Genomic DNA, 19,147 nt, shown 5'->3' on the forward strand with positions numbered 1-19,147 from the left:
ACTCGATCCCGCCGAACCCGCTAGGATTGCGACTGCCCCGTTTCCAGGGCAACCCCTCTAACTTACTCCAACATCCGGTCGTTGTCCAATCGTGCAGACACGCCCGATTTGCCGGGATTTTTGGAAGGGGGTGCAGGACGCTGCCCTGCATGAAGAACTCTAGCAGTCCCTCAGGGCTGTGATGGCCAACTTCCCGGTAAGAACTAGGTCTTCCCTGGGACGCCAGCCCTCAAACACGAGAACCCAGGGTCAAGAGACCCTGGGTTCTCGTCAAAGCGGCTACCGGTCCGGAGCCGTCCTTCACCCGGTGCTCAGACCGGCTCCTGCCTGTGAGGGCAAAGTCCCCGCCCGCCTCACGGCTTGTCGGGGCAAGGCCCATCTCACGACCATCAGGGCAAGGCCCTGTCGCGGGCTCGCACCACCAGAAGGGCTCGCACCACCGGAAGTCAGCCGGCCGGCAGCGACGCCAGCTGGGCGAGCAACCGTTCGATGTCCTGGTCAGCCTGTGCCGCCCGGGAGCGCACCTTGGTCACCACGTCGTCGGGCGCCTTGGCCATGAACTGCTCGTTGCCGAGCTTGGCCGCGACCTGGGCCGCCTCCTTGCGCGCCATCGCGAGATCCTTCTCCAGGCGTTTGCGCTCGGCGGCCACGTCGATCGTCCCGGCCGTGTCGATCTCCACGGCGATGCCGCCCACGTCAAGGCTGGCGGTCGCGGCGAACGACTCGGACGGCTGGTCGAGCCGGAGCAACGACCGGATCGCCCCTTCGTGGGAGGCGAGTGCCGTACCGGCGAGCGAGAGCCGTGCGGCGACCCGCTGGCCCGGCTTGAGGCCCTGGTCGGAACGGAACCTGCGCACCTCGGTGATCAGCCCCTGCATGGCGAGGATCTCCTCCTCCGCCGAGGGGTCACGCAGCGACTCATCGACCGTCGGCCAGGGGGCGACCACGATCGACTCGCGCCCGGTGACCGCACGCCACAGTTCCTCGGTGACGAAAGGCACCAGAGGGTGGAGCAGGCGAAGCAGCGAGTCGAAGACGTGTCCCAGCACGAGCCGGGTGTGTTCCTGCCCGGAAGCGATCTGGATCTTGGCGAGTTCCACGTACCAGTCGCAGACCTCGTCCCAGGCGAAGTGGTAGAGCAGGTCCGAGATCTTGGCGAACTCGAAGCTTTCGAACGCGGTGTCCACCGACGCGACGATCTCCTGGAGCCGGGAGAGGATCCAGCGGTCCGCGGCGGTCAGCTCCTCGGTGGGGAGCTCGCCTGTCACGGCGCCGTTCATCAGCGCGAAGCGGGTGGCGTTCCAGATCTTGTTGCAGAAGTTGCGTGAGCCTCCGGCCCATTCCTCGCTGATCGCCACATCGGAGCCGGGGTTGGCGCCGCGCAGCAGCGTGAAGCGGGTGGCGTCGGCACCGAAGCGCTCGATCCAGTCGAGCGGGTCGACGACGTTGCCGAACGACTTCGACATCTTCTTGCCGTACTGGTCGCGGACCATGCCGTGCAGCGCCACGGTCTTGAACGGCGGTTCACCGTCCATGGCGTAGATGCCGAACATCATCATCCGGGCCACCCAGAAGAACAGGATGTCGTAGCCGGTCACCAGGACGGAGGTCGGGTAGAACTTGGCCAGCTCCGGCGTCTTGTCCGGCCAGCCGAGGGTGGAGAACGGCCAGAGCCCGGAGGAGAACCAGGTGTCGAGGACGTCGGGGTCCTGGACGTAGCCCTCGGGCGCCTGCTCGTCGGGACCGACGCAGACGACCTCTCCGTCGGGCCCGTACCAGACCGGGATGCGGTGTCCCCACCACAGCTGCCGGGAGATGCACCAGTCGTGCATGTCGTCGACCCAGTCGAAGTAGCGCTTGGCCAGCTCCGGCGGGTGGATCTTCGTCCGGCCGTCGCGGACCGCGTCGCCCGCCGCCTTCGCCAGGGGGGAGACGTTGACGAACCACTGGAGCGAGAGCCGGGGCTCGACCACGGTCTTGCAGCGCGAGCAGTGCCCGACCGAGTGGAGGTAGGGCCGCTTCTCCGCGACGATCCGGCCCTCCGCGCGGAGCGCGGCCACCACCGCGGGCCTGGCCTCGAAGCGGTCGAGACCCTGGAACGGGCCGTGCGCGGTGACCACTCCCCGCTCATCCATGATCGTCATGGACGGCAACGAGTGGCGCCGCCCGATCTCGAAGTCGTTCGGATCGTGCGCCGGGGTGACCTTGACCGCCCCGGTGCCGAAGGAGGGGTCGACGTGCTCGTCGGCGACGATCGGGATGCGGCGCCCGGTGAGCGGCAACTCCACCTCGCGGCCGATCAGGTGCGCGTAGCGCTCGTCGGAGGGGTGCACGGCCACGGCGGTGTCGCCGAGCATCGTCTCGGCCCGGGTGGTCGCGACCACGATGGAGTCGTCGCCGTCGCCGTAGCGGATCGAGACGAGCTCACCCTCGTCCTCGCTGTGCTCGACCTCAATGTCCGACAGCGCGGTCAGGCAGCGCGGGCACCAGTTGATGATGCGCTCGGCGCGGTAGATGAGCCCGTCGTCGAAGAGCTTCTTGAAGATCGTCTGGACGGCCCGGGAGAGGCCCGGGTCCATGGTGAAGCGCTCCCGCGACCAGTCGACACCGTCGCCGAGCTTCTTCATCTGGCCGAGGATCCGGCCTCCGGACTCCTCCTTCCACTGCCAGACACGCTCGACGAACGCCTCACGGCCGAGGTCGTGCCGGGACAGGCCGTCCTTGGCGATCTCCCGCTCGACGACGTTCTGGGTGGCGATGCCGGCGTGGTCCATGCCGGGCAGCCAGAGCGTCTCCTGGCCTCGCATGCGGGCGCGGCGGGTCAGCGCGTCCTGGATGGAGTGGTCGAGGGCGTGGCCGATGTGCAGGACACCGGTCACGTTCGGCGGAGGCAGGACGATGCTGTACGGCTCGCGCTCGCTGCTCGGGTCGGCGGTGAAGTGTCCCTCCGATACCCAGCGCTCGTAGCTCCGGGTCTCCACGTCGGCGGGTGCGTACTGGGTAGGCAGCTCTGGCGTCGTCACGATGCCCAAGTCTAGGGATGTCCGCGTGCTCCCCGTCCCACGGACCGCCATACGGGCCGCTTCTCCCCGTGTTCTCCCCGTGGCTTCCCCCGGTCGGCGAGATGCTCCCCCCTCGACGAACACCCGTGGACGCCGGACGAAGGGCGGCGAGGACACCCGCCGGCCGCGAGTACGCCACCGGCAGGAACCGGACAGCCGAAAACGGCGGCGCCCCCCGCGGGAGAACCCGCGGGGGGCGCCGATCGTGCGAACCAGGAGGGGTTCGCGCGGGCTTTCTAGGCCGACTTCTCGCGCGGCGGCCGCTGCTGCTTGTTGAGCTGGTCGCGCGGGACGAGCGTGGGGTTGACGTGCTCCAGAACCGACTCGCGGGTGATGACCACACGTGCCACGTCCTGCCGCGACGGCACCTCGTACATCACCGAGAGGAGGACCTCCTCCAGGATCGCCCGCAGGCCGCGGGCGCCGGTGCCGCGCAGGATCGCCTGGTCGGCGATGGCCTCCAGCGCGTCGTCGGTGAACTCGAGTTCGACGTTGTCCAGCTCGAACAGACGGCGGTACTGCTTGACGAGGGCGTTGCGCGGCTCGGTGAGGATCTGGATGAGCGCCTCACGGTCGAGGTTGTGCACGCTCGTGATGACCGGGAGCCGGCCGACGAACTCGGGGATCATGCCGAACTTCAGCAGGTCCTCGGGCATGACGTTCTCGAAGATGTCGGCGCCGTCGATGTCTTCCTTGGAGCGGATGATCGCGTTGAAACCGATGCCCTTGCGGCCGACCCGGGACTCGATGATCTTCTCGAGACCGGCGAAGGCCCCACCGCAGATGAACAGCACGTTGGTGGTGTCGATCTGGATGAACTCCTGGTGCGGGTGCTTGCGGCCGCCCTGCGGCGGCACGCTCGCGGTCGTGCCCTCCAGGATCTTCAGCAGGGCCTGCTGCACGCCCTCGCCGGAGACGTCCCTGGTGATCGACGGGTTCTCGCTCTTACGGGCGATCTTGTCGACCTCGTCGATGTAGATGATGCCGGTCTCGGCCTTCTTGACGTCGTAGTCGGCGGCCTGGATCAGCTTGAGCAGTATGTTCTCGACGTCCTCACCCACGTAGCCCGCCTCCGTCAGGGCGGTGGCGTCGGCGATGGCGAACGGAACGTTCAGCATCTTCGCCAACGTCTGGGCGAGCAGTGTCTTGCCGGAACCGGTGGGGCCCAGGAGCAGGATGTTGGACTTGGACAGCTCGATGCCGTCGTCACGTCCGCGCTCGCCGGACTGCACCCGCTTGTAGTGGTTGTAGACCGCCACGGAGAGAGCCTTCTTCGCCTGGTCCTGACCGATGACGTAGGCGTCGAGGAATTCGTAGATCTCCCTCGGCTTGGGAAGGCTGTCCCATTTGAGCTCAGAGGACTCGCTGAGCTCCTCCTCGATGATCTCGTTGCAGAGGTCGATGCACTCGTCGCAGATGTATACGCCGGGTCCGGCGATGAGCTTCTTGACTTGCTTCTGGCTCTTTCCACAGAAAGAGCACTTCAGCAGGTCTCCCCCGTCGCCGATGCGTGCCACCCCAGATACTCCTTTGCGTGGGACCGCCCTGGCTGCCGCGGTCCGTTTCTTCCGACCGGCCCGATACCCGATCGAAAAGTCATCCCGCTTAGGTTTCGACGTTACCGTCTTCTGAGCCCTCAGTGAGCCCCCTAGCGGCGAGTCGCACCGGAACGTGCCTGATTCGGCACGGTTCCGGTGCGATATGCCTCGTTAGGAGGCTACGGCCTTCGCGAGTTTCTTGCGGGACGGAATGATGTCGTCGATCAGTCCGTACTCCTTGGCCTCGACGGCGTCAAGGATCTTGTCCCGCTCGATGTCCTTGCGGACCGCCTCCGGTGCCCTGCCCGAGTGCTGAGCGATGATCGTCTCCATCTGCGCGCGCATCCTGAGGATCTCGCGCGCCTGGATCTCGATGTCGCTTCCCTGGCCGCCGCCCTCGGTGGACGGCTGGTGGATCAGCATGCGGGCGTTCGGCAGGGCGAAGCGCTTGCCGGGCGTGCCGCCGGCCAGCAGGACCGCCGCCGCCGAGGCCGCCTGGCCCAGGCAGACCGTCTGGATCTCCGGCCGGACGAACTGCATCGTGTCGTAGATCGCCGTCATGGCGGTGAAAGAACCGCCCGGCGAGTTGATGTAGATGCTGATGTCGCGGTCGGGGTCGAGTGACTCCAGAGTCAGCAACTGCGCCATGACGTCGTTGGCCGACGCGTCGTCCACCTGCACGCCGAGGAAGATGATGCGGTCCTCGAAGAGCTTGGCGTACGGGTTCATCTCCCGCATGCCGTAGGACGTGCGCTCGGTGAAGGACGGAAGAACGTAGCGGCCGTTGATGTCTCCCGGCCGGATCAACTCACTCACCTTGTGCCCCTTCAGGAGACGGCGCCCGTGGAGGGCACCTGTCGAGCGCTGCGCACGACCTGGTCGATGAAGCCGTAGTTCTTGGCCTCCTCGGCCGTGAACCAGCGGTCCCGGTCGGAGTCGGCCTCGATCTGCTCGATGTTCTGACCGGTGTGGAACGCGATGCGCTCGGCGAGGGTCTTCTTGACGTAGAGCATCTGCTCCGCCTGGATGGCGATGTCGGCGGCGGTGCCGCCGATGCCACCGGAAGGCTGGTGCATCATGATGCGGGCGTGCGGCAGGGCGTATCGCTTGCCCCGCTCGCCGGCGCAGAGGAGGAACTGGCCCATGGAAGCGGCCAGACCCATCGCGACGGTGCACACATCGTTAGGGACATATTCCATCATGTCGTAAATCGCCATACCAGCGGTTACGGAACCGCCTGGCGAGTTGATGTAGAGCCAGATATCGCGTTCCGAGTCGTCCGCGGCGAGCAGGAGCAGCTCGGCGCAGATCCGGTTGGCGATCTCGTCGTTGACCTGGGTGCCCAGCACGATGATGCGCTCACGCAGCAGCCGCTGGTAGAGCTGGTCTTCGAGCCTGAACGAGCCGTTCGGCTGGCTCATCGACTCGGGCCCGGAGCCGGTCGGCTGGTAGAAGGTCGGCGGGCTGGTCACAGCGTCACCTTCCGATGCGTCGTAATCGATTGGCTTTGCTTGTGACCTTAACGCGCGCCACCTACCGGACATGCCTCCTCAACGCACTGTTCGCTGACGGCGCATGCTGCCCGCCGCCTTCCCACCATGTCCGGAACCCCCGCCGTGCACCCCGGTGAAGGCTCCGAGGCCAGAGCCCGTACGGCGTGTCGCGGCCGCCGAGGGGTGGAAAAGGGGGCCGCGGAGGAGAGCGGCAGGGCGCCGCCGCCCCCGGGAGAGGGGCCGACGGCGCTCAGAGGACTCAGGAGCCCGTGAGGCGCCTCGTGGGACGGAAGGACGGATGGGGAGGCCGGGGCCCTCAGGCGCCGCTCTGCGGCACGCTCGGCACCCGGAGACCGAGGGCACGCGCCACGCGGAAGACGACAGGGGCACTCCCGCACACCACCCGTCAGACGAAGACGCCCCCGTCGCGCGGAACGCGGCGGGGGCGTCGGGCGGTGGAGGCGCCGGGCGGGCCCGGTGCCTCCACTCGGCCGGGACTACTTGGCGGCCTCGACCTCGTCGGCCTGGGCGGCCTCGTCGGTGTCCGAGGCCTCCTCGCCGTTGATCTCGGTGTAGATGGCCTTGAGGTCGACCTCGTTGCCGGCCTCGTCGACCACCTTGGCGGCGTCGCCGATGACGCTCTTGGCCTTGTCACGGACGATCTCGACCATGGCCAGCGTGAGCTGGTCGTTGTCGGCCAGGTGCTGGGCCAGCGTGTTGGGCGCGACGTTCATCTGCATGGCGCGGCGCACCACGAAATTGGTCAGCTCCTGCTCGCTGACGCCGAGGTCCTCGCTCTTGACGATCTTGTCAAGGACGAAGCCCGTCTTGAGGGCCTTGGCGGCGCTCTCGTCGAACTCCGCGAGGCGCTCCTCCTCGGTGGTCTGGTAGAGGCGGAAGTACGCCTCCTTGCTCAGGCCACTGTCGGCGATCTGGTGCTCGAGGTTGTGCTTGCGGTTGTCGACCTCGGCCTTCAGCGCGCTCTCGGGCAGCGGGATGTCGATCTTGTCGAGCAGGGCGTCGAGGGCGTTCTCGCGGGCCTGGACGACCTGGTCGATCAGCTTGTTGCGGCGGGCCGTCTCGCTGATGCTCGCCTTGAGCTCGTCAAGGGTGTCGAACTCGCTGGCGAGCTGGGCGAACTCGTCGTCCAGCTCGGGGAGGACCTTCTCCTTGACGCTCTTGACGGTGATGGTGACCACGGCCTCCTCGCCGGCGTTCTCGCCGCCGACCAGGTTGGTGGTGAACTCCTTGGTCTCACCCGCGGACAGGCCGACCAGGGCGTCGTCCAGGCCCTGCAGCACCGAGCCGGCGCCGACCTCGTAGGAGACGTCGTTGGCCTGCTGCTCCTCGATGTTGACGCCGTCGATCGCGGCGGCCAGGTCCATGACGACGAAGTCGCCGGAGGCCGCGGGGCGCTCGACGCCGGTCAGGGTGGCGAAGCGCTGGCGCAGGCCGTCCAGCTGGTCGTCGATGTCCTTGTCGGAGACCTCGGAGACCGGGACGGTCACCTCGATGCCCTGGTAGTCGGGGACGTCGAAGCCGGGGCGGACGTCCACCTCGGCGGTGAACTCGACCTGCTGGCCGTCCTCGATCTTGGTGACCTCGATCTCCGGCTGGCTGACCGGGAAGATCTCGCTCTCGTCGACGGCCCGGCCGTACAGCTTGGGCACCGCGTCGTTGAGGGTCTCCTCCAGCACCACGGCGCGGCCGAACCGCTGCTCGATGATGCGGGCCGGGACCTTGCCGGGGCGGAACCCGGGGACGCGCACCTGCTGCGCGACCTTCTTGTACGCCGCCTGCAGGCTCTCGCCGAGCTCCTCGAACGGCACCTCGACGGTAAGCCTCACCCGGGTCGGGCTGAGCTCCTCCACAGCGGTCTTCACGGGGTCGTCTCCTTGATCAAGCTTTGAGTGATCGCGGGCGCGTCAAGTCGTAACGGCTACCGCGGCAAGCTCGCGCGCCGCGCCCACATGAGCGGCACCTGGCACAGCCGTCGAGACACGCGAGATCAGGGCATGCTCCACAGCGGCGGGTGTTCAGCGCCGCTGGCCAGTCTAGGGCAGAGCGACACCATCGAGCGACCAATGGCCGCTCAGTCCTCCTTGATGATCCGCCTCAGGATGTCATTCGTCTCCCCTGGCGTGGTGCTGACCGCGCACAACCGCTCCATGACCTCGCTGTAGCGGTCGACGTCCTCACGCTTGTCCAGGTAGAGGGCGCTGGCCAGTTGCTCGACGTAGACGACGTCGGGGAGCTCGTGGTCGTTGAAGCGGAGCACGCTGAAGGCCCCGCCCTCCGCGCTGTGGCCGCCGAAACTGAAGGGCATGACCTGGATGGTGATGTTCGGCTGCCGCATGAGGTCGAGCAGGTGCTCCAGCTGGGCTCGCATGACGTCCGCGCCGCCGATGGGACGCCGTAGCGCGGCCTCGTCGATGACGGCCCAGAAGAACGGGCCGTCGGGCCGCCCGAGCACCTGCTGGCGCTGCATCCGCAGGTCGACGCGGCGGGCGATCTCCTCGGGCGCGATGCCGGCGCTCCCCGCGGTGATGACCGCCCTGGCGTACTCCTTCGTCTGCAGGAGGCCGGGCACGAACTGCACCTCGTAGGTGCGGATCCGGGAGGCCGCCTCCTCGAGGCCGACGTACGTCTGGAACCACGAGGGCAGCAGGTCGTTGAAGCGGTGCCACCAGCCGGGCTCGTTGGCCCGCAGCAGCAGGTCCATGACCGCAGACCGGGCCTGCTCGTCCTCCACCCCGTAGAAGGTGAGCAGATCCGCCACGTCGCGTTCCCTCAGGCCTACCCGGCCGAGCTCCATCCTGCTGATCTTGGATTCGGATCCGCGGATCAGATGGCCCGCCTCCTCGCGCGAGAGCCCCTTGGCCTCGCGCAGGCGACGCAGTTGGGAGCCTAAGAGGATACGCAGAGCTGTGGGACCCGATCCCGGTTGAACCTGCGTCACTTCGCCTCCCTCTGTACTTGGGCCAGCGCACACAGTGTCACTACTTCCGGCCGCTATGACAAGGTCTCAACTCCCTGCCCGATTCGCCAAGTCGCCGCCTTAACCGCCCATGCGGCTGCACACTGCAACTGCACGTGCATTTGGGTCTTGCAGCAGACGTTCCGGTGACCCATGATGGCTTAGTGCATATTGGGCTTATGGTGCACAAGCTCTGAAAACTCTCAAGTGGTACGGAGACTCACGATGACAGCGGGAGGTACCGGCAGGATGGTGGAGGAGCCAAAATCGGCTGCCGACTACCTGCAGGCGACCCGCCAGGTGGGCTTTGACGAGCTACTGGGGGCCAACCACTCCGGCGCGACCGCGTGCCCCCTGCCCAGCCAGGCCGACTCGGTGAAGACCGCCCGGGACGTGACACGCTCGACGCTCCACGACTGGGGACTGGCGGAGCTCAGCGATGACGCAGCGCTAGTGGTTTCGGAACTCGTCACCAATGCGGTCCGTTACGCGCTGTGTCCGCCCACCCAGACGGAGATCACTCCGATCACGCTCGTCCTGGTGCACCTCTCCCCCCATGTGCTCCTGGCCGTGACGGACCCGAGCGACGAGGTCCCGACCCCCAAGGAGCCCGACTTCGTCTCGGAGAACGGCCGAGGCCTCTACATCGTGGAGACCTACAGCCAGGGGTGGGGCTGGGACCACCTCAACTGCGGCGGCAAGGCCGTCTGGGCCTTCTTCAGCCCCCGTCCCTGATTTTCCCCGGCGTCCCTGAGGTTCCCCGGTTGCCACCGCCCGGTCCCCGATCCTTCTCGGCCTCCGCCGCCCGCGTTCCCGGCACGGCGGGGCCGGTCGCGTACAGCGAGGATCGGCCGCGTACGGCAGGACAGGATCGGCGCGTACGGCGCATCTCGGCTCCCACTCCGCGCCGGCCCGCGCGGCGTCGCCCGTGCGTCCCGGGCGGCGGAGAGCTCTTGACCCCGGACACGAAGAACCGGGCATCGGTCGGAACCGATGCCCGGCATACGTCGGGGTGACAGGATTTGAACCTGCGGCCCCCTGCTCCCAAAGCAGGTGCGCTACCAAACTGCGCCACACCCCGGTACGTCGAGTGCGCGCATGCTCCGGAACTCCGGTACGCTTACGCCCTGACGAACGGATGAAGTCTAGACCAGACTGACGCCGGCTCGCGCGGACGTAGCTCAATGGTAGAGCCCCAGTCTTCCAAACTGGCTACGCGGGTTCGATTCCCGTCGTCCGCTCAGAATGGCAAAAGGCCAGGTCAACCAGCATATGGTTGACCTGGCCTTTTGGATTTCACACGCTCGTATCGAGCTTCCGTGCCACCTGCGTGCCACTAACTTTCTTTTTTTCTTTTTCCTGTGCCACCGCCAGCGCCTTGCCCAGGGCCGCAGCGATGACTTTGTCCCGGTCTCGGCTCGCGTGCTGGTAGATGAGCGCCGCCCGCGCGGAGGCGTGCCCCATGCGGGACATCAGCTCTTTGAGGCTCGCTCCGTCGGCCGCAGCCAAAGTGTTACCAACGTGCCGGAGGTCGTGGAAGCGGAGGGCGGGGAGCCCGACATCCTTGAGGACCTTGTTCCAGATCCGGCGGAATCCCGAACGCCGCGGCAATCCACCCTTCGGCCCGATGAAGACGTGCCCGTTCTCCCCCTGCTCCGCGAACTCGTCCAGGTGCGCCCACGGCTCCGGAATGGTCTCTTCGGGGACGGAGAACCACCCGGCGACCCGCTCGCGGCTTGGGCGTGTCGCGAAGGAGCTTGCCACCATCGAGTTCGGCCAGGGCGCCGACGACCCGCACAACGCCCTCGTCAAGGCGGCGGCGCGGCGCGGCGCCGCACGGCCTTCCCACCGCCCACCGCTCGCCGTCCGGGCGTGCGGCGTGGGCGCCGGTCCCGAACGGCGGCGGGAATCGGGCCGCCCGCCGCGCCCGGCACCCGTCGTACCCATCCAACCCGCCGCAGCGGAGCCGCACCGCCACCTGCGAACCCACTCAGGAACGCCTGGTAGGCCATCTCGGCCAGGGTTCCCCGACCCCCATGACGGCAAAGACATGCGCGCTGAGCATTGCAGCCCAGCCGAACAGGCCGAATAGCCCGTACGGTGTCTCGGGCCGGCGCCTACGTGCTCTCTGCTCAAGATTCCAGAACACGGTTGCGAGCGCGAGCGGCGCGAACATCCATGTGAGCATGCTCTGATCGTGTTGCCTGCCGACATGTCCTGCCAAGAGCTGCCTCCGGCGGGGGCCTCGGCTCCGGGACGATCGAAGGGTGTAAGTGGTTGGGGTGGGCCTGATCTTCCCGTCTGCCACGTCCCCGGCAAGCCCGACATCTCGACTCCTCCGGATCAGGCCGTCTGTGACCGCCGGCATTCCATGGCCGAGGAACGTCTACCGGCCGGCGTACACGCGAAGACGGCCTTGACCCTCCGTCCCCGGGCTGTCGCCCCTCCGGGGTGGGACGAGGCGGACGGGAAGATCCGGCGAGAAGGGGCGTGCGTACGCATGGCCTATCCCTTTGTCGGCCTCACACACCGATGGGAGGCTCAGCGCATGAGTGAACAAGAAGATCCTGCCGCACGTCAGGAGAAGGCAACTGACGACACCGAATCAGTGGACGGGTGGGGGAACGCAACCCTTGTCCTGAGCGCAGCGGTTCCCATCCTCGGCTTCATCATCGAAGAAGAGCTCACAACCAACGCCCTCCTTGGAGCGCTCATCTTCGCGACCGTCGGAATCGGGCTACGTATTGAGGCAGCGATCAAGAGTCGTAGGTGACGTGCCACTCGCGTGCCGGTACGACCGGGGAACCGGGGCCTCGCTGCGTGCCCGATGGTTTTTGGGATCCGTTTTCGCGGGCTTCCTTGAATGCCTTCCCCAGCGCCCGCGCGATGACCTGGTCACGTTCCTGCCCGCGTGCCGGCAGGTGGACTCCGCCCGAGCGGAGAAGGGCCCGAAACGGGACATCGGCTCTCCGGGACCCGTCCCGCCCTCCGATGCCAAGGTGTTGCGTCCCGCAGGACGATGTTGTCGACGGTCATACCGGCGGAGGCGAGAACGGCCCGGAGGTTCGATCAGATGAGTTCGAGCTGCTCCGCGAGCGTCGCTCCGGGGACTCCCGCGGGATCGAGCCCCATCGTCCCGGCGACGGACGGCAGGCGCTCGGCGTCACGCACCTCGATCGCGTGCACGCAGTCGCCGGTTGCGGCGTGGACGCCCTCGGTCGGGTCGTGTGTCACGGTCTCCATGAGAGTCCCTTCTCGATCGCGCGCCGGACGGCGGGACGTCCCCGGTGGGGTCGGGCGTGTCGCTGAAGATCGCTGCCAAGGCCGTGGCGACGAGCCTGACGAACGAGCAGGACAGCGTCGGCGCGCCCGATGGGTCGTCCCGGCTCCGTACCGGCTTCCGCGGCCGCCCGTCCGCCCGCGCCGGCGCGCTGTTCGATCTCGCTCCCCTGTCCCGGATCCGCGGGAATTCCGGATGTCCCGGCGCTCCGCCCCCGGTCAGGCGGGGATCCGCCCGATGCGCCGGCCGGGCGGATCGGGCGCCGGAGCCGTCATGGGCGGCGGGAAACCGTGGTGTGATGGCGTCGTGAGCCGCGCCGTCGAAGAGACCAACCGCCGCATGCTCCGGGCACGGGACGCGATGGACCGCGCCTACGCGCAGCCGCTGGACGTTCCGGCCCTGGCCCGGATCGCCCATGTGTCGGAGGCGCACTTCACGCGCACCTTCCGGGCCACGTTCGGCGAGACGCCGCACCGCTACCTGCAGCGCCGCCGGGTCGAGCGCGCGATGTCCCTGCTGCGGGACACCGACCGCAGCGTGACGGACATCTGTTACCAGGTCGGCTTCGGCAGCCCGGGAACCTTCAGCCGCACGTTCCGCGACATCGTCGGCCGGTCGCCGAGGACGTACCGCAAGGAGGCGACGGCCGTGGGCGTGCCGACGTGCTTCACGATGGCGTGGACGCGGCCGAACGGCTGACCGCCCGCCCTGCCCGCGCCCTCCCAACTCAGCAGTTTCGGATAAGTTTCCCTCCGGCCCGCCCAGTAGCGTGATTCGCATGTTCAACGCCATCACGCACTCGCAGATATACGTCCTCGACCAGGACGAGGCCCTCGACTTCTATGTCGGCAAGCTCGACCTGGAGGTCAACGCCGACGTCGACATGGGCTTCATGCGCTGGCTGACCGTCAGCGTCCCCGGCCACCCGGAGCGCCAGATCCTGCTGGAGAAGCCGGGGGGCCCGATGATGTCCGCGGAGACCGCGCAGCAGGTTCGCGAGCTGGTGACCAAGGGCGCGATGGGCGGGCAGCTCATCTTCAGCACCGACGACTGCCACAAGACGTACGAGACGCTGCGGGGCCGGGGCGTCGAGTTCACCGAGGAGCCCACCGAGCGCCCGTACGGAATCGACTGCGGCCTCCGCGACCCCTTCGGCAACCGCCTCCGCTTCACCCAGCTGAAGGCCTAGCCCCGTGACCGGCGGGGTTCGCCGGTTCGGCCGTCAGCGCGGCCGGCACCGGCGTGACCGGCCGGGCCTGGCCGGTGGTGGCGGCCTGCCCGCGGGCGCGGGGCGGCCGCGGGCAGGACGCGGTGTGAACGGGGGCGGGACGGGCCGGGCGAAGGCCGTCCCGTCTCACGAGAAGGCCCTGTGCCTCAGGGCCGGGAGACGCTGGGCGGTGCGCAGGAAGGTCCTGAAGCCGGCCCGGGCCACCGGGTTCTCGTCCACGAACTGCCGGGCCGCCCTGAGGGAGTCGCGCACGGCCGCGAAACCGTACTCGCGCATCTCCGCCTCGTAGGCGGCGATGGCCGCGACGGGGTCGCCTCCGCCGCCGAGGGCGCCGGTGAGGGCCCGGCAGAGTGACCGGGCGTCGCGCAGGGCGACGTTGGCGCCGATGCCCCGCATCGGGGTCATGCTGTGGATCGCGTCGCCGAGCAGGGTGATGTTCGTGGCGGGCCAGGGGCCGATCGGCACCGAGGTGCGGATCGGCAGCAGCGAGACGGTGGCGGGGTCGGAGGTGGTGACCAGCGTGCGCAGGTCCGGGTGCCAGCCGGTGATCATCCGGGCCACGGTGTCCCTGAGCCGCTCACCGTCCATCGCGGCGAGGTCGCCGGGAAAGCGGCCGGTCGCGGCGCCGAAGGCCCACATGACGTAGCCGGCGGTGTTGTCGAACAGGGCGCCCTCCCGTTCGGTCCTTCCGATCCCCGACGGCAGGACCGTGCTTCCTGCGTTTCCGGCGTTTCCGGCGTTTCCGGCGCCTCCGAGGTCGTGCGGCGCGGTGAACATGCCGAGGCCCCTCGGCGGGATGATCATGTTGACGGCCTCGTACAGGGCGGGATCGACCAGGGCCCGGGTGGCGGCGGTGAGCGGGAACTTGCCCGCGAGCGTGATGATGCCGGTGTCGACGCGCCGCGCGTGCGGCAGGTATTGGTGCCTGACGCGGGAGTTGCCGCCGTCGGCGGCGACCACGATGCCGGCGGTCTCGGTGGTGCCGTCGGCGAAGCGCAGGGTGATGGTGCCGCCGGGGTCGCGAGTGTAGCTCTCGAAGGTCTTGCCGAACCGGACGACGCCGGAGGGCCCGTCGAGCCCGGACAGCAGGACCTGCCGCAGGGTGATCCGGCTGACCGAGTGGTGGGCGTCCACCGGGTCGGCCACGGGCCGGCTCTCCAGGGTCAGCAGCGGCCTCATCCGGTGGCTGAGGAAGCGGAAGTCCTGGGCGTCACGGCCGGAGGTCGCCAGGAACGCCTCCCACAGCTCGGGCGGCAGGCAGTCGCGCAGGGCCCGGGAGCCGTCGGGGTCGATGTGAACGCGATAGCCCTGGAGCCGGTCGGAGGGGGTGCGGTCGCGCTCGTAGACCGTCACGTCGACACCCGCGCCGCGCAGCCCCTGCGCCAGGCAGAGGCCGCCGATCCCGCCTCCGACGACGGCAACTCTCGAATTCGTCATGACGCCACTATCATCCATATGGATGAAATTATCAACCAGGCAGATGATAGATTCATCCCGTTGGTTGGCCGGTGTTACCGTGAGGCATGGACAAAACCCCTCGCCGCGCCCCCGCCGAGCGCAGGCGCGATCCCGAGCGCACCAGGAGGCGCATCGTCGAGGCGGCCAAGGCGGAGTTCTCCGCCAAGGGATTCGCCGGGACGAGGGTGAGCGAGATAGCCGCCAGGGCCGGGGTGAACAAGCAGCTCATCTCCTATTACTTCGGCGGGAAGGAAGGGCTGCTCAAGGCGCTCACGGCGGAGTGGCAGAGCAAGGAGAGCGCCTTCGCCGGGACGTCACCGCCGCCGTCGCTGCCCGAGCTGATGCGCGGCTACGTCACCGGGACCGTGCGCGAGCGCGACCTCACCAGGATCCTCATCTGGGGCGGGCTGCAGGACGACGGCGAGGAGGACTCCTCGCTGATCAAGCAGATGCGGAGCGACGTCGAGGACCTGCGCAGGCGGCAGGCGGAGGGGGAGTTCCCCGACGACCTGGACCCCGCCTGCCTGCTCCTGATGCTCTTCGCCGCGGCCGGCGCCGGGGCGATCTTCCCCCAGCTGGTCCGCGCGCTCTGCGGGCAGGACCCGGCGTCCGAGGAGTTCGGGGAGCGGTACGGGGAGCAATTGGCGCGGTTGCTCGGCCATCTCGGCACCGCGAAGTCCTAGTTCGTCTGGAAATATCTACAAATCTCTGTTAAACACGAGGTTCGTATATAGATCATTCTTTACAATCCTCCATACCAGCAGTCAGAGTGCCCCTTGGAGGGAAAGTGGCGGAGTTCGACGGCGTCATCGTGGGCGGGGGCCATAACGGCCTCACGTGTGCCGCCTACCTCGCGAAGGCGGGGTTGTCGGTCGCGGTCGTCGAGCGCAACGACGTCGCGGGCGGCGGTTGCAGCACCCAGGAACTCACGCTGCCCGGGTTCCGGCACAACACCCACAGCAGCTACCACTTCCTGGAGGAGGGCCCGGTCCCCGCCGATCTGGAGCTCCAGCGTTACGGTCTGCGCTACATCTACCCCGAGACCCAGCACGCCACGGTCTTCAGGGACGGCCGGGCGATCACGGTCTACACCGACCCCAAGCGCACCGCCGAGTCCTTCGCCCGGTTCTCCAAGGCCGACGCCGCGCGCTGGCTGGAGCTGTACGAGCGCTACGCCGAGGCCGCCAGGGGCCTGATGAACGGCTTCCTGTACTCCAGGCCGCTGCCGCCGCCGGTGCTCGCCGAGCGCGTCGGGGGCGACCTCGGCCGCGACATGATGAGCTACATGCCGCTGTCGCTGTACGAGGCCGTCGACAGGAACTTCGAGAGCGACCAGGTCAGGGTGCTGTTCAAGTCCTTCCTGCACGCGATCTCCATCGAGAACGTGCCCGGCACCGGCGGTTTCTTCCCCCGGCTGCTGTCGCGCATCGCCAGGCTCGGGGTGCCCGTGGGCGGCGCGGGCAACGTCGCGAGCGCGCTGCGCGCCGTCGTCGAGGAGCACGGCGGCACCGTGGTCACCGGCGCCCACGTCGAGCGGATCCTGGTCGACGACGGGCGGGCCACCGGGGTGCGGCTCGCCACCGGCGACGTGCTCACCGCCCGCCGGTTCGTGGCCAGCGCGGTGGACGCCCCGCAGACCGTGCGGCTGGCGGGCCCGGAGAACTTCGGCGCGGAGATCGCGGCCAAGGTCGAGGGCTACAAGTGGGCCGGGCACAGTCTCGTCACCCTCCACCTGGCGCTCGACGAGGCGCCGCGCTACCGGGCCGCCGAGTTCGAGCCCGACGTGGACCGGGCCTTCCTCGTGGTGCTCGGCGCCGACGACAGCGAGCAGCTCGGCCGTACCTTCGACCAGATCCACCAGGGACGGCTGCCCGACCGGCTGGCCGGCAACGGCGCGTGCCCCTCGCTGTTCGACCCCTCGTACGCGCCGGACGGTAAACACGTGGCGTTCTGGTGGCCGTGGGCCCCGTACGACCTCGGCGGCGACCCGGCGAGCTGGGACGCGCGGCGCGAGGAGGTCGGGGAGCGGCTGCTCGCCGAGTGGGCCGAGTACGCCCCCAACCTGGCCGGCGGCGCCGTCCTGGGGAAACGGGTCTTCACACCGCTCGACATCGAGCGGCACTGCGTCAACATGGTGCGCGGCAGCCACCACGTGGGGGCCTACGAGCCGTCCCAGCTGGGCGGCAACCGGCCGGTCCCCGAGATGGGCCAGTACCGCACCCCCGTCGACGGCCTCTACCTCTGCGGCGCCAGCAGCCACCCGGGCGGCTCGGTCTCCGCGGCGCCCGGATACAACGGCGCCAACGCCATCGCAGAAGACCTCGAACTGGAAACCTGGTGGACGCCGGTTCCCGCACCCCGGTGGAGCGAGTGAAGTCCCGTTTCGTCACCAAGAATCCAGCGACGCCAGGGTTCAGGATGGGCAGTCCCGCATCCATGCACGAGCAGCTGTCCCTGCTCAACGCCGCCAGCAAGCGCATCGGCAGCACGCTGGACATGTTCGAGACCGGCAGGGAGCTGATGGACGTCGCCGTGCCGCGCTTCGCGGACGCGGCGGGCATCCTCGTCCAGGACCGGCTGGTGACCGAGGGGGAGTTCCCCCAGGAGACCACCGACGGCTCGGCGCTGGTGCGGCGGATCGCGGTCGGCGTGGCCGACCCCTCCCCCGACGAGTACGCCAAGGCGTTCCCCGTGGACGAGGTGGCCGTCTACGAGGCCTGGACCCCCTACGCCCGGTGCATGGCCACCGGCAACCCGATCCTCTACCCCCGCCTGGGACGCAGGACCGCCGAGGAGATCGGGCGGTTCTGGAAGCGCGACTCGGTGTCGAAGGTGCTGGAGGACAGCTCGTTCCTGGTGGTCCCGCTCAAGGCGCGCGGCCGGGTGCTGGGCTTCGTCATCTTCACCCGCAGGCCGACCAGCCAGCCCTTCGACGAGCAGGACGTCAACCTGGCCGAGGAGCTGGCGGCCAGGACCGGCGTCTGCCTCGACAACGCGCGGCTCTACAACCGCGAGCGCCGCACCGCGCTCACCCTGCAGAGCAGCCTGCTGCCCGTCGACCTCTCCCAGCCGCTGGGCCTGACGATCGCCTCCCGCTACCTGCCGGCCAGCGACCTGGTCGGTGTGGGCGGCGACTGGTACGACGTGATCCCGCTGCCCGGCTGCCGGGTCGCCCTCGTCGTCGGCGACGTGATGGGGCACGGCATCAGGGCCGCCGCCACCATGGGCCAGCTCCGCACGGCCGCGCGCACGCTGGCCAGCCTGGACCTGAGCCCGGCCGACGTGCTGTTCCGGCTCAACCTGATGAGCCAGGACCTGGACGCCAGCCAGATCGCCACGTGCGTGTACGCCACCTACGATCCGGTCACCCGGCGGTGCGCGATGGCCTGCGCCGGGCACGTGCCGCCGATCCTGGTGCGGCCCGGCGGCGAGACCGAGCTGCTGGAGCTGCCGCCGGGGCTCCCCCTGGGCATCGGCAACGAGCCGGCCGAGATGCGGGAGTTCACACTTCCCGGCGGGACCGTGCTCGCCTTCTACACCGACGGCCTGGTGGAGAGCCGCGACCGGGACATCGAGGAGGGGATCGGCGCGCTGCGCGGCCTGCTCTCCGGCCCCGACCACGATCTGGAGGAGGTCTGCGACCTCACGATCAGGGCCCAGCGGCCCGGGCACGAGCGTGACGACATCGCCCTCCTGCTGGCCAGGGTGTCGGAGCTGACGGAGAACGAGTTCGTCGAGACGTCTCTGCCCTCCGACCGCCGCTCCGCCTCCCAGGCCCGCCGTTTCGTCCGGGACACGCTCGGCAAGTGGGAGCTGTCCTCGCTCTGCGACAACACCGAGCTCATGGTCAGCGAGCTGGTCGCCAACGCGGTCGAGCACGGTCAGGGCGAGGTCGAGCTGCGGCTGCTGCGCGGGCCCACGCTGGTCTGCGAGGTGTCCGACAGCTCCGCGTCCGAGCCGGTCATGCGGGAGGCGTCCACCACCAGCGACACCGGCCGCGGCCTGCATCTCATCAACTGGCTCGCCCACCGCTGGGGGTCCCGCCTCACCCCGAAGGGCAAGATCGTCTGGGTCGAGCAGCGGCTGCCCTAGCCCGGCGGCCCCGCACGGG

Annotated in this window: 16 protein-coding genes and 2 tRNA genes; 8 read left to right on the forward strand and 10 right to left on the reverse strand. The window is 68.7% G+C overall.

Annotated features, from left to right (window positions below):
- Positions 1 to 446: 446 nt before the first annotated feature.
- The 6 genes from AB0G15_RS39165 to AB0G15_RS39190 all read right to left on the reverse strand — a co-directional run bounded on the left by AB0G15_RS39165 (position 447) and on the right by AB0G15_RS39190 (position 9,052).
- Positions 447 to 3,032, reverse strand: a complete 2,586-nt coding sequence (locus AB0G15_RS39165) for a valine--tRNA ligase (protein ID WP_362850324.1) — start codon at positions 3,030 to 3,032, stop codon at positions 447 to 449.
- A gap of 266 nt (positions 3,033 to 3,298) precedes the next feature.
- Entirely contained in the window at positions 3,299 to 4,579 is a 1,281-nt protein-coding gene (clpX, locus tag AB0G15_RS39170) for an ATP-dependent Clp protease ATP-binding subunit ClpX (protein ID WP_329084422.1), read from the reverse strand.
- Between the two features lie 192 nt (positions 4,580 to 4,771).
- Positions 4,772 to 5,416, reverse strand: a complete 645-nt coding sequence (locus AB0G15_RS39175) for an ATP-dependent Clp protease proteolytic subunit (protein ID WP_326642780.1) — start codon at positions 5,414 to 5,416, stop codon at positions 4,772 to 4,774.
- 11 nt (positions 5,417 to 5,427) lie between these two features.
- On the reverse strand, positions 5,428 to 6,021 hold the full coding sequence (locus AB0G15_RS39180) for an ATP-dependent Clp protease proteolytic subunit (RefSeq protein ID WP_344749077.1): 594 nt from the start codon (positions 6,019 to 6,021) through the stop codon (positions 5,428 to 5,430).
- A 569-nt stretch (positions 6,022 to 6,590) separates the two neighbouring features.
- A complete protein-coding gene (gene tig, locus AB0G15_RS39185; RefSeq protein WP_362686771.1) occupies positions 6,591 to 7,976 on the reverse strand; it encodes a trigger factor in 1,386 nt (461 codons plus the stop codon).
- A gap of 209 nt (positions 7,977 to 8,185) precedes the next feature.
- The gene (locus tag AB0G15_RS39190) at positions 8,186 to 9,052 is read right to left on the reverse strand and encodes a helix-turn-helix transcriptional regulator (RefSeq protein ID WP_362850326.1); all 867 of its coding nucleotides are present in this window, start codon (positions 9,050 to 9,052) and stop codon (positions 8,186 to 8,188) included.
- A 243-nt stretch (positions 9,053 to 9,295) separates the two neighbouring features.
- Between AB0G15_RS39190 and AB0G15_RS39195 the strand changes: the two genes are divergently transcribed.
- Positions 9,296 to 9,805 (forward strand): ATP-binding protein, encoded by a 510-nt coding sequence (locus AB0G15_RS39195; RefSeq protein ID WP_362850328.1) that lies wholly within the window; start codon positions 9,296 to 9,298, stop codon positions 9,803 to 9,805.
- 272 nt (positions 9,806 to 10,077) lie between these two features.
- Here the strand turns inward: AB0G15_RS39195 and AB0G15_RS39200 are convergent.
- Positions 10,078 to 10,151, reverse strand: a tRNA-Pro gene (locus AB0G15_RS39200).
- Between the two features lie 89 nt (positions 10,152 to 10,240).
- On the opposite strand from AB0G15_RS39200, the gene AB0G15_RS39205 reads away from it, so the two are divergent.
- Positions 10,241 to 10,311, forward strand: a tRNA-Gly gene (locus AB0G15_RS39205).
- Between the two features lie 55 nt (positions 10,312 to 10,366).
- Here AB0G15_RS39205 and AB0G15_RS39210 read toward each other — a convergent pair.
- Entirely contained in the window at positions 10,367 to 10,837 is a 471-nt protein-coding gene (locus AB0G15_RS39210; RefSeq protein WP_362850330.1) for a tyrosine-type recombinase/integrase, read from the reverse strand.
- 781 nt (positions 10,838 to 11,618) lie between these two features.
- Here AB0G15_RS39210 and AB0G15_RS39215 point away from each other — a divergent pair.
- Entirely contained in the window at positions 11,619 to 11,843 is a 225-nt protein-coding gene (locus tag AB0G15_RS39215; RefSeq protein ID WP_362850332.1) for a hypothetical protein, read from the forward strand.
- 296 nt (positions 11,844 to 12,139) lie between these two features.
- Here AB0G15_RS39215 and AB0G15_RS39220 read toward each other — a convergent pair whose 3' ends face one another.
- Positions 12,140 to 12,313: a hypothetical protein gene (locus AB0G15_RS39220; RefSeq protein WP_362850333.1), complete on the reverse strand. Its 174-nt coding sequence runs from the start codon at positions 12,311 to 12,313 to the stop codon at positions 12,140 to 12,142.
- A 343-nt stretch (positions 12,314 to 12,656) separates the two neighbouring features.
- Between AB0G15_RS39220 and AB0G15_RS39225 the strand changes: the two genes are divergently transcribed.
- Both AB0G15_RS39225 and AB0G15_RS39230 read left to right on the forward strand, forming a co-directional pair.
- Positions 12,657 to 13,049, forward strand: a complete 393-nt coding sequence (locus AB0G15_RS39225) for an AraC family transcriptional regulator (protein WP_362850335.1) — start codon at positions 12,657 to 12,659, stop codon at positions 13,047 to 13,049.
- A gap of 79 nt (positions 13,050 to 13,128) precedes the next feature.
- Positions 13,129 to 13,539: a VOC family protein gene (locus AB0G15_RS39230; RefSeq protein WP_362850337.1), complete on the forward strand. Its 411-nt coding sequence runs from the start codon at positions 13,129 to 13,131 to the stop codon at positions 13,537 to 13,539.
- 165 nt (positions 13,540 to 13,704) lie between these two features.
- Here AB0G15_RS39230 and AB0G15_RS39235 read toward each other — a convergent pair whose 3' ends face one another.
- A complete protein-coding gene (locus tag AB0G15_RS39235) occupies positions 13,705 to 15,015 on the reverse strand; it encodes an NAD(P)/FAD-dependent oxidoreductase (protein ID WP_362850339.1) in 1,311 nt (436 codons plus the stop codon).
- 86 nt (positions 15,016 to 15,101) lie between these two features.
- On the opposite strand from AB0G15_RS39235, the gene AB0G15_RS39240 reads away from it, so the two are divergent.
- From AB0G15_RS39240 to AB0G15_RS39250, 3 genes are all read left to right on the forward strand, one after another.
- A complete protein-coding gene (locus AB0G15_RS39240) occupies positions 15,102 to 15,719 on the forward strand; it encodes a TetR family transcriptional regulator (RefSeq protein ID WP_362850341.1) in 618 nt (205 codons plus the stop codon).
- A gap of 104 nt (positions 15,720 to 15,823) precedes the next feature.
- Positions 15,824 to 17,410, forward strand: a complete 1,587-nt coding sequence (locus tag AB0G15_RS39245; RefSeq protein WP_362686795.1) for an NAD(P)/FAD-dependent oxidoreductase — start codon at positions 15,824 to 15,826, stop codon at positions 17,408 to 17,410.
- Between the two features lie 44 nt (positions 17,411 to 17,454).
- A complete protein-coding gene (locus AB0G15_RS39250; protein ID WP_362850343.1) occupies positions 17,455 to 19,128 on the forward strand; it encodes a SpoIIE family protein phosphatase in 1,674 nt (557 codons plus the stop codon).
- Positions 19,129 to 19,147 lie beyond the last annotated feature (19 nt).

This window comes from Streptosporangium sp. NPDC023825 (assembly GCF_040639575.1).
GTDB lineage: Bacteria > Actinomycetota > Actinomycetes > Streptosporangiales > Streptosporangiaceae > Streptosporangium.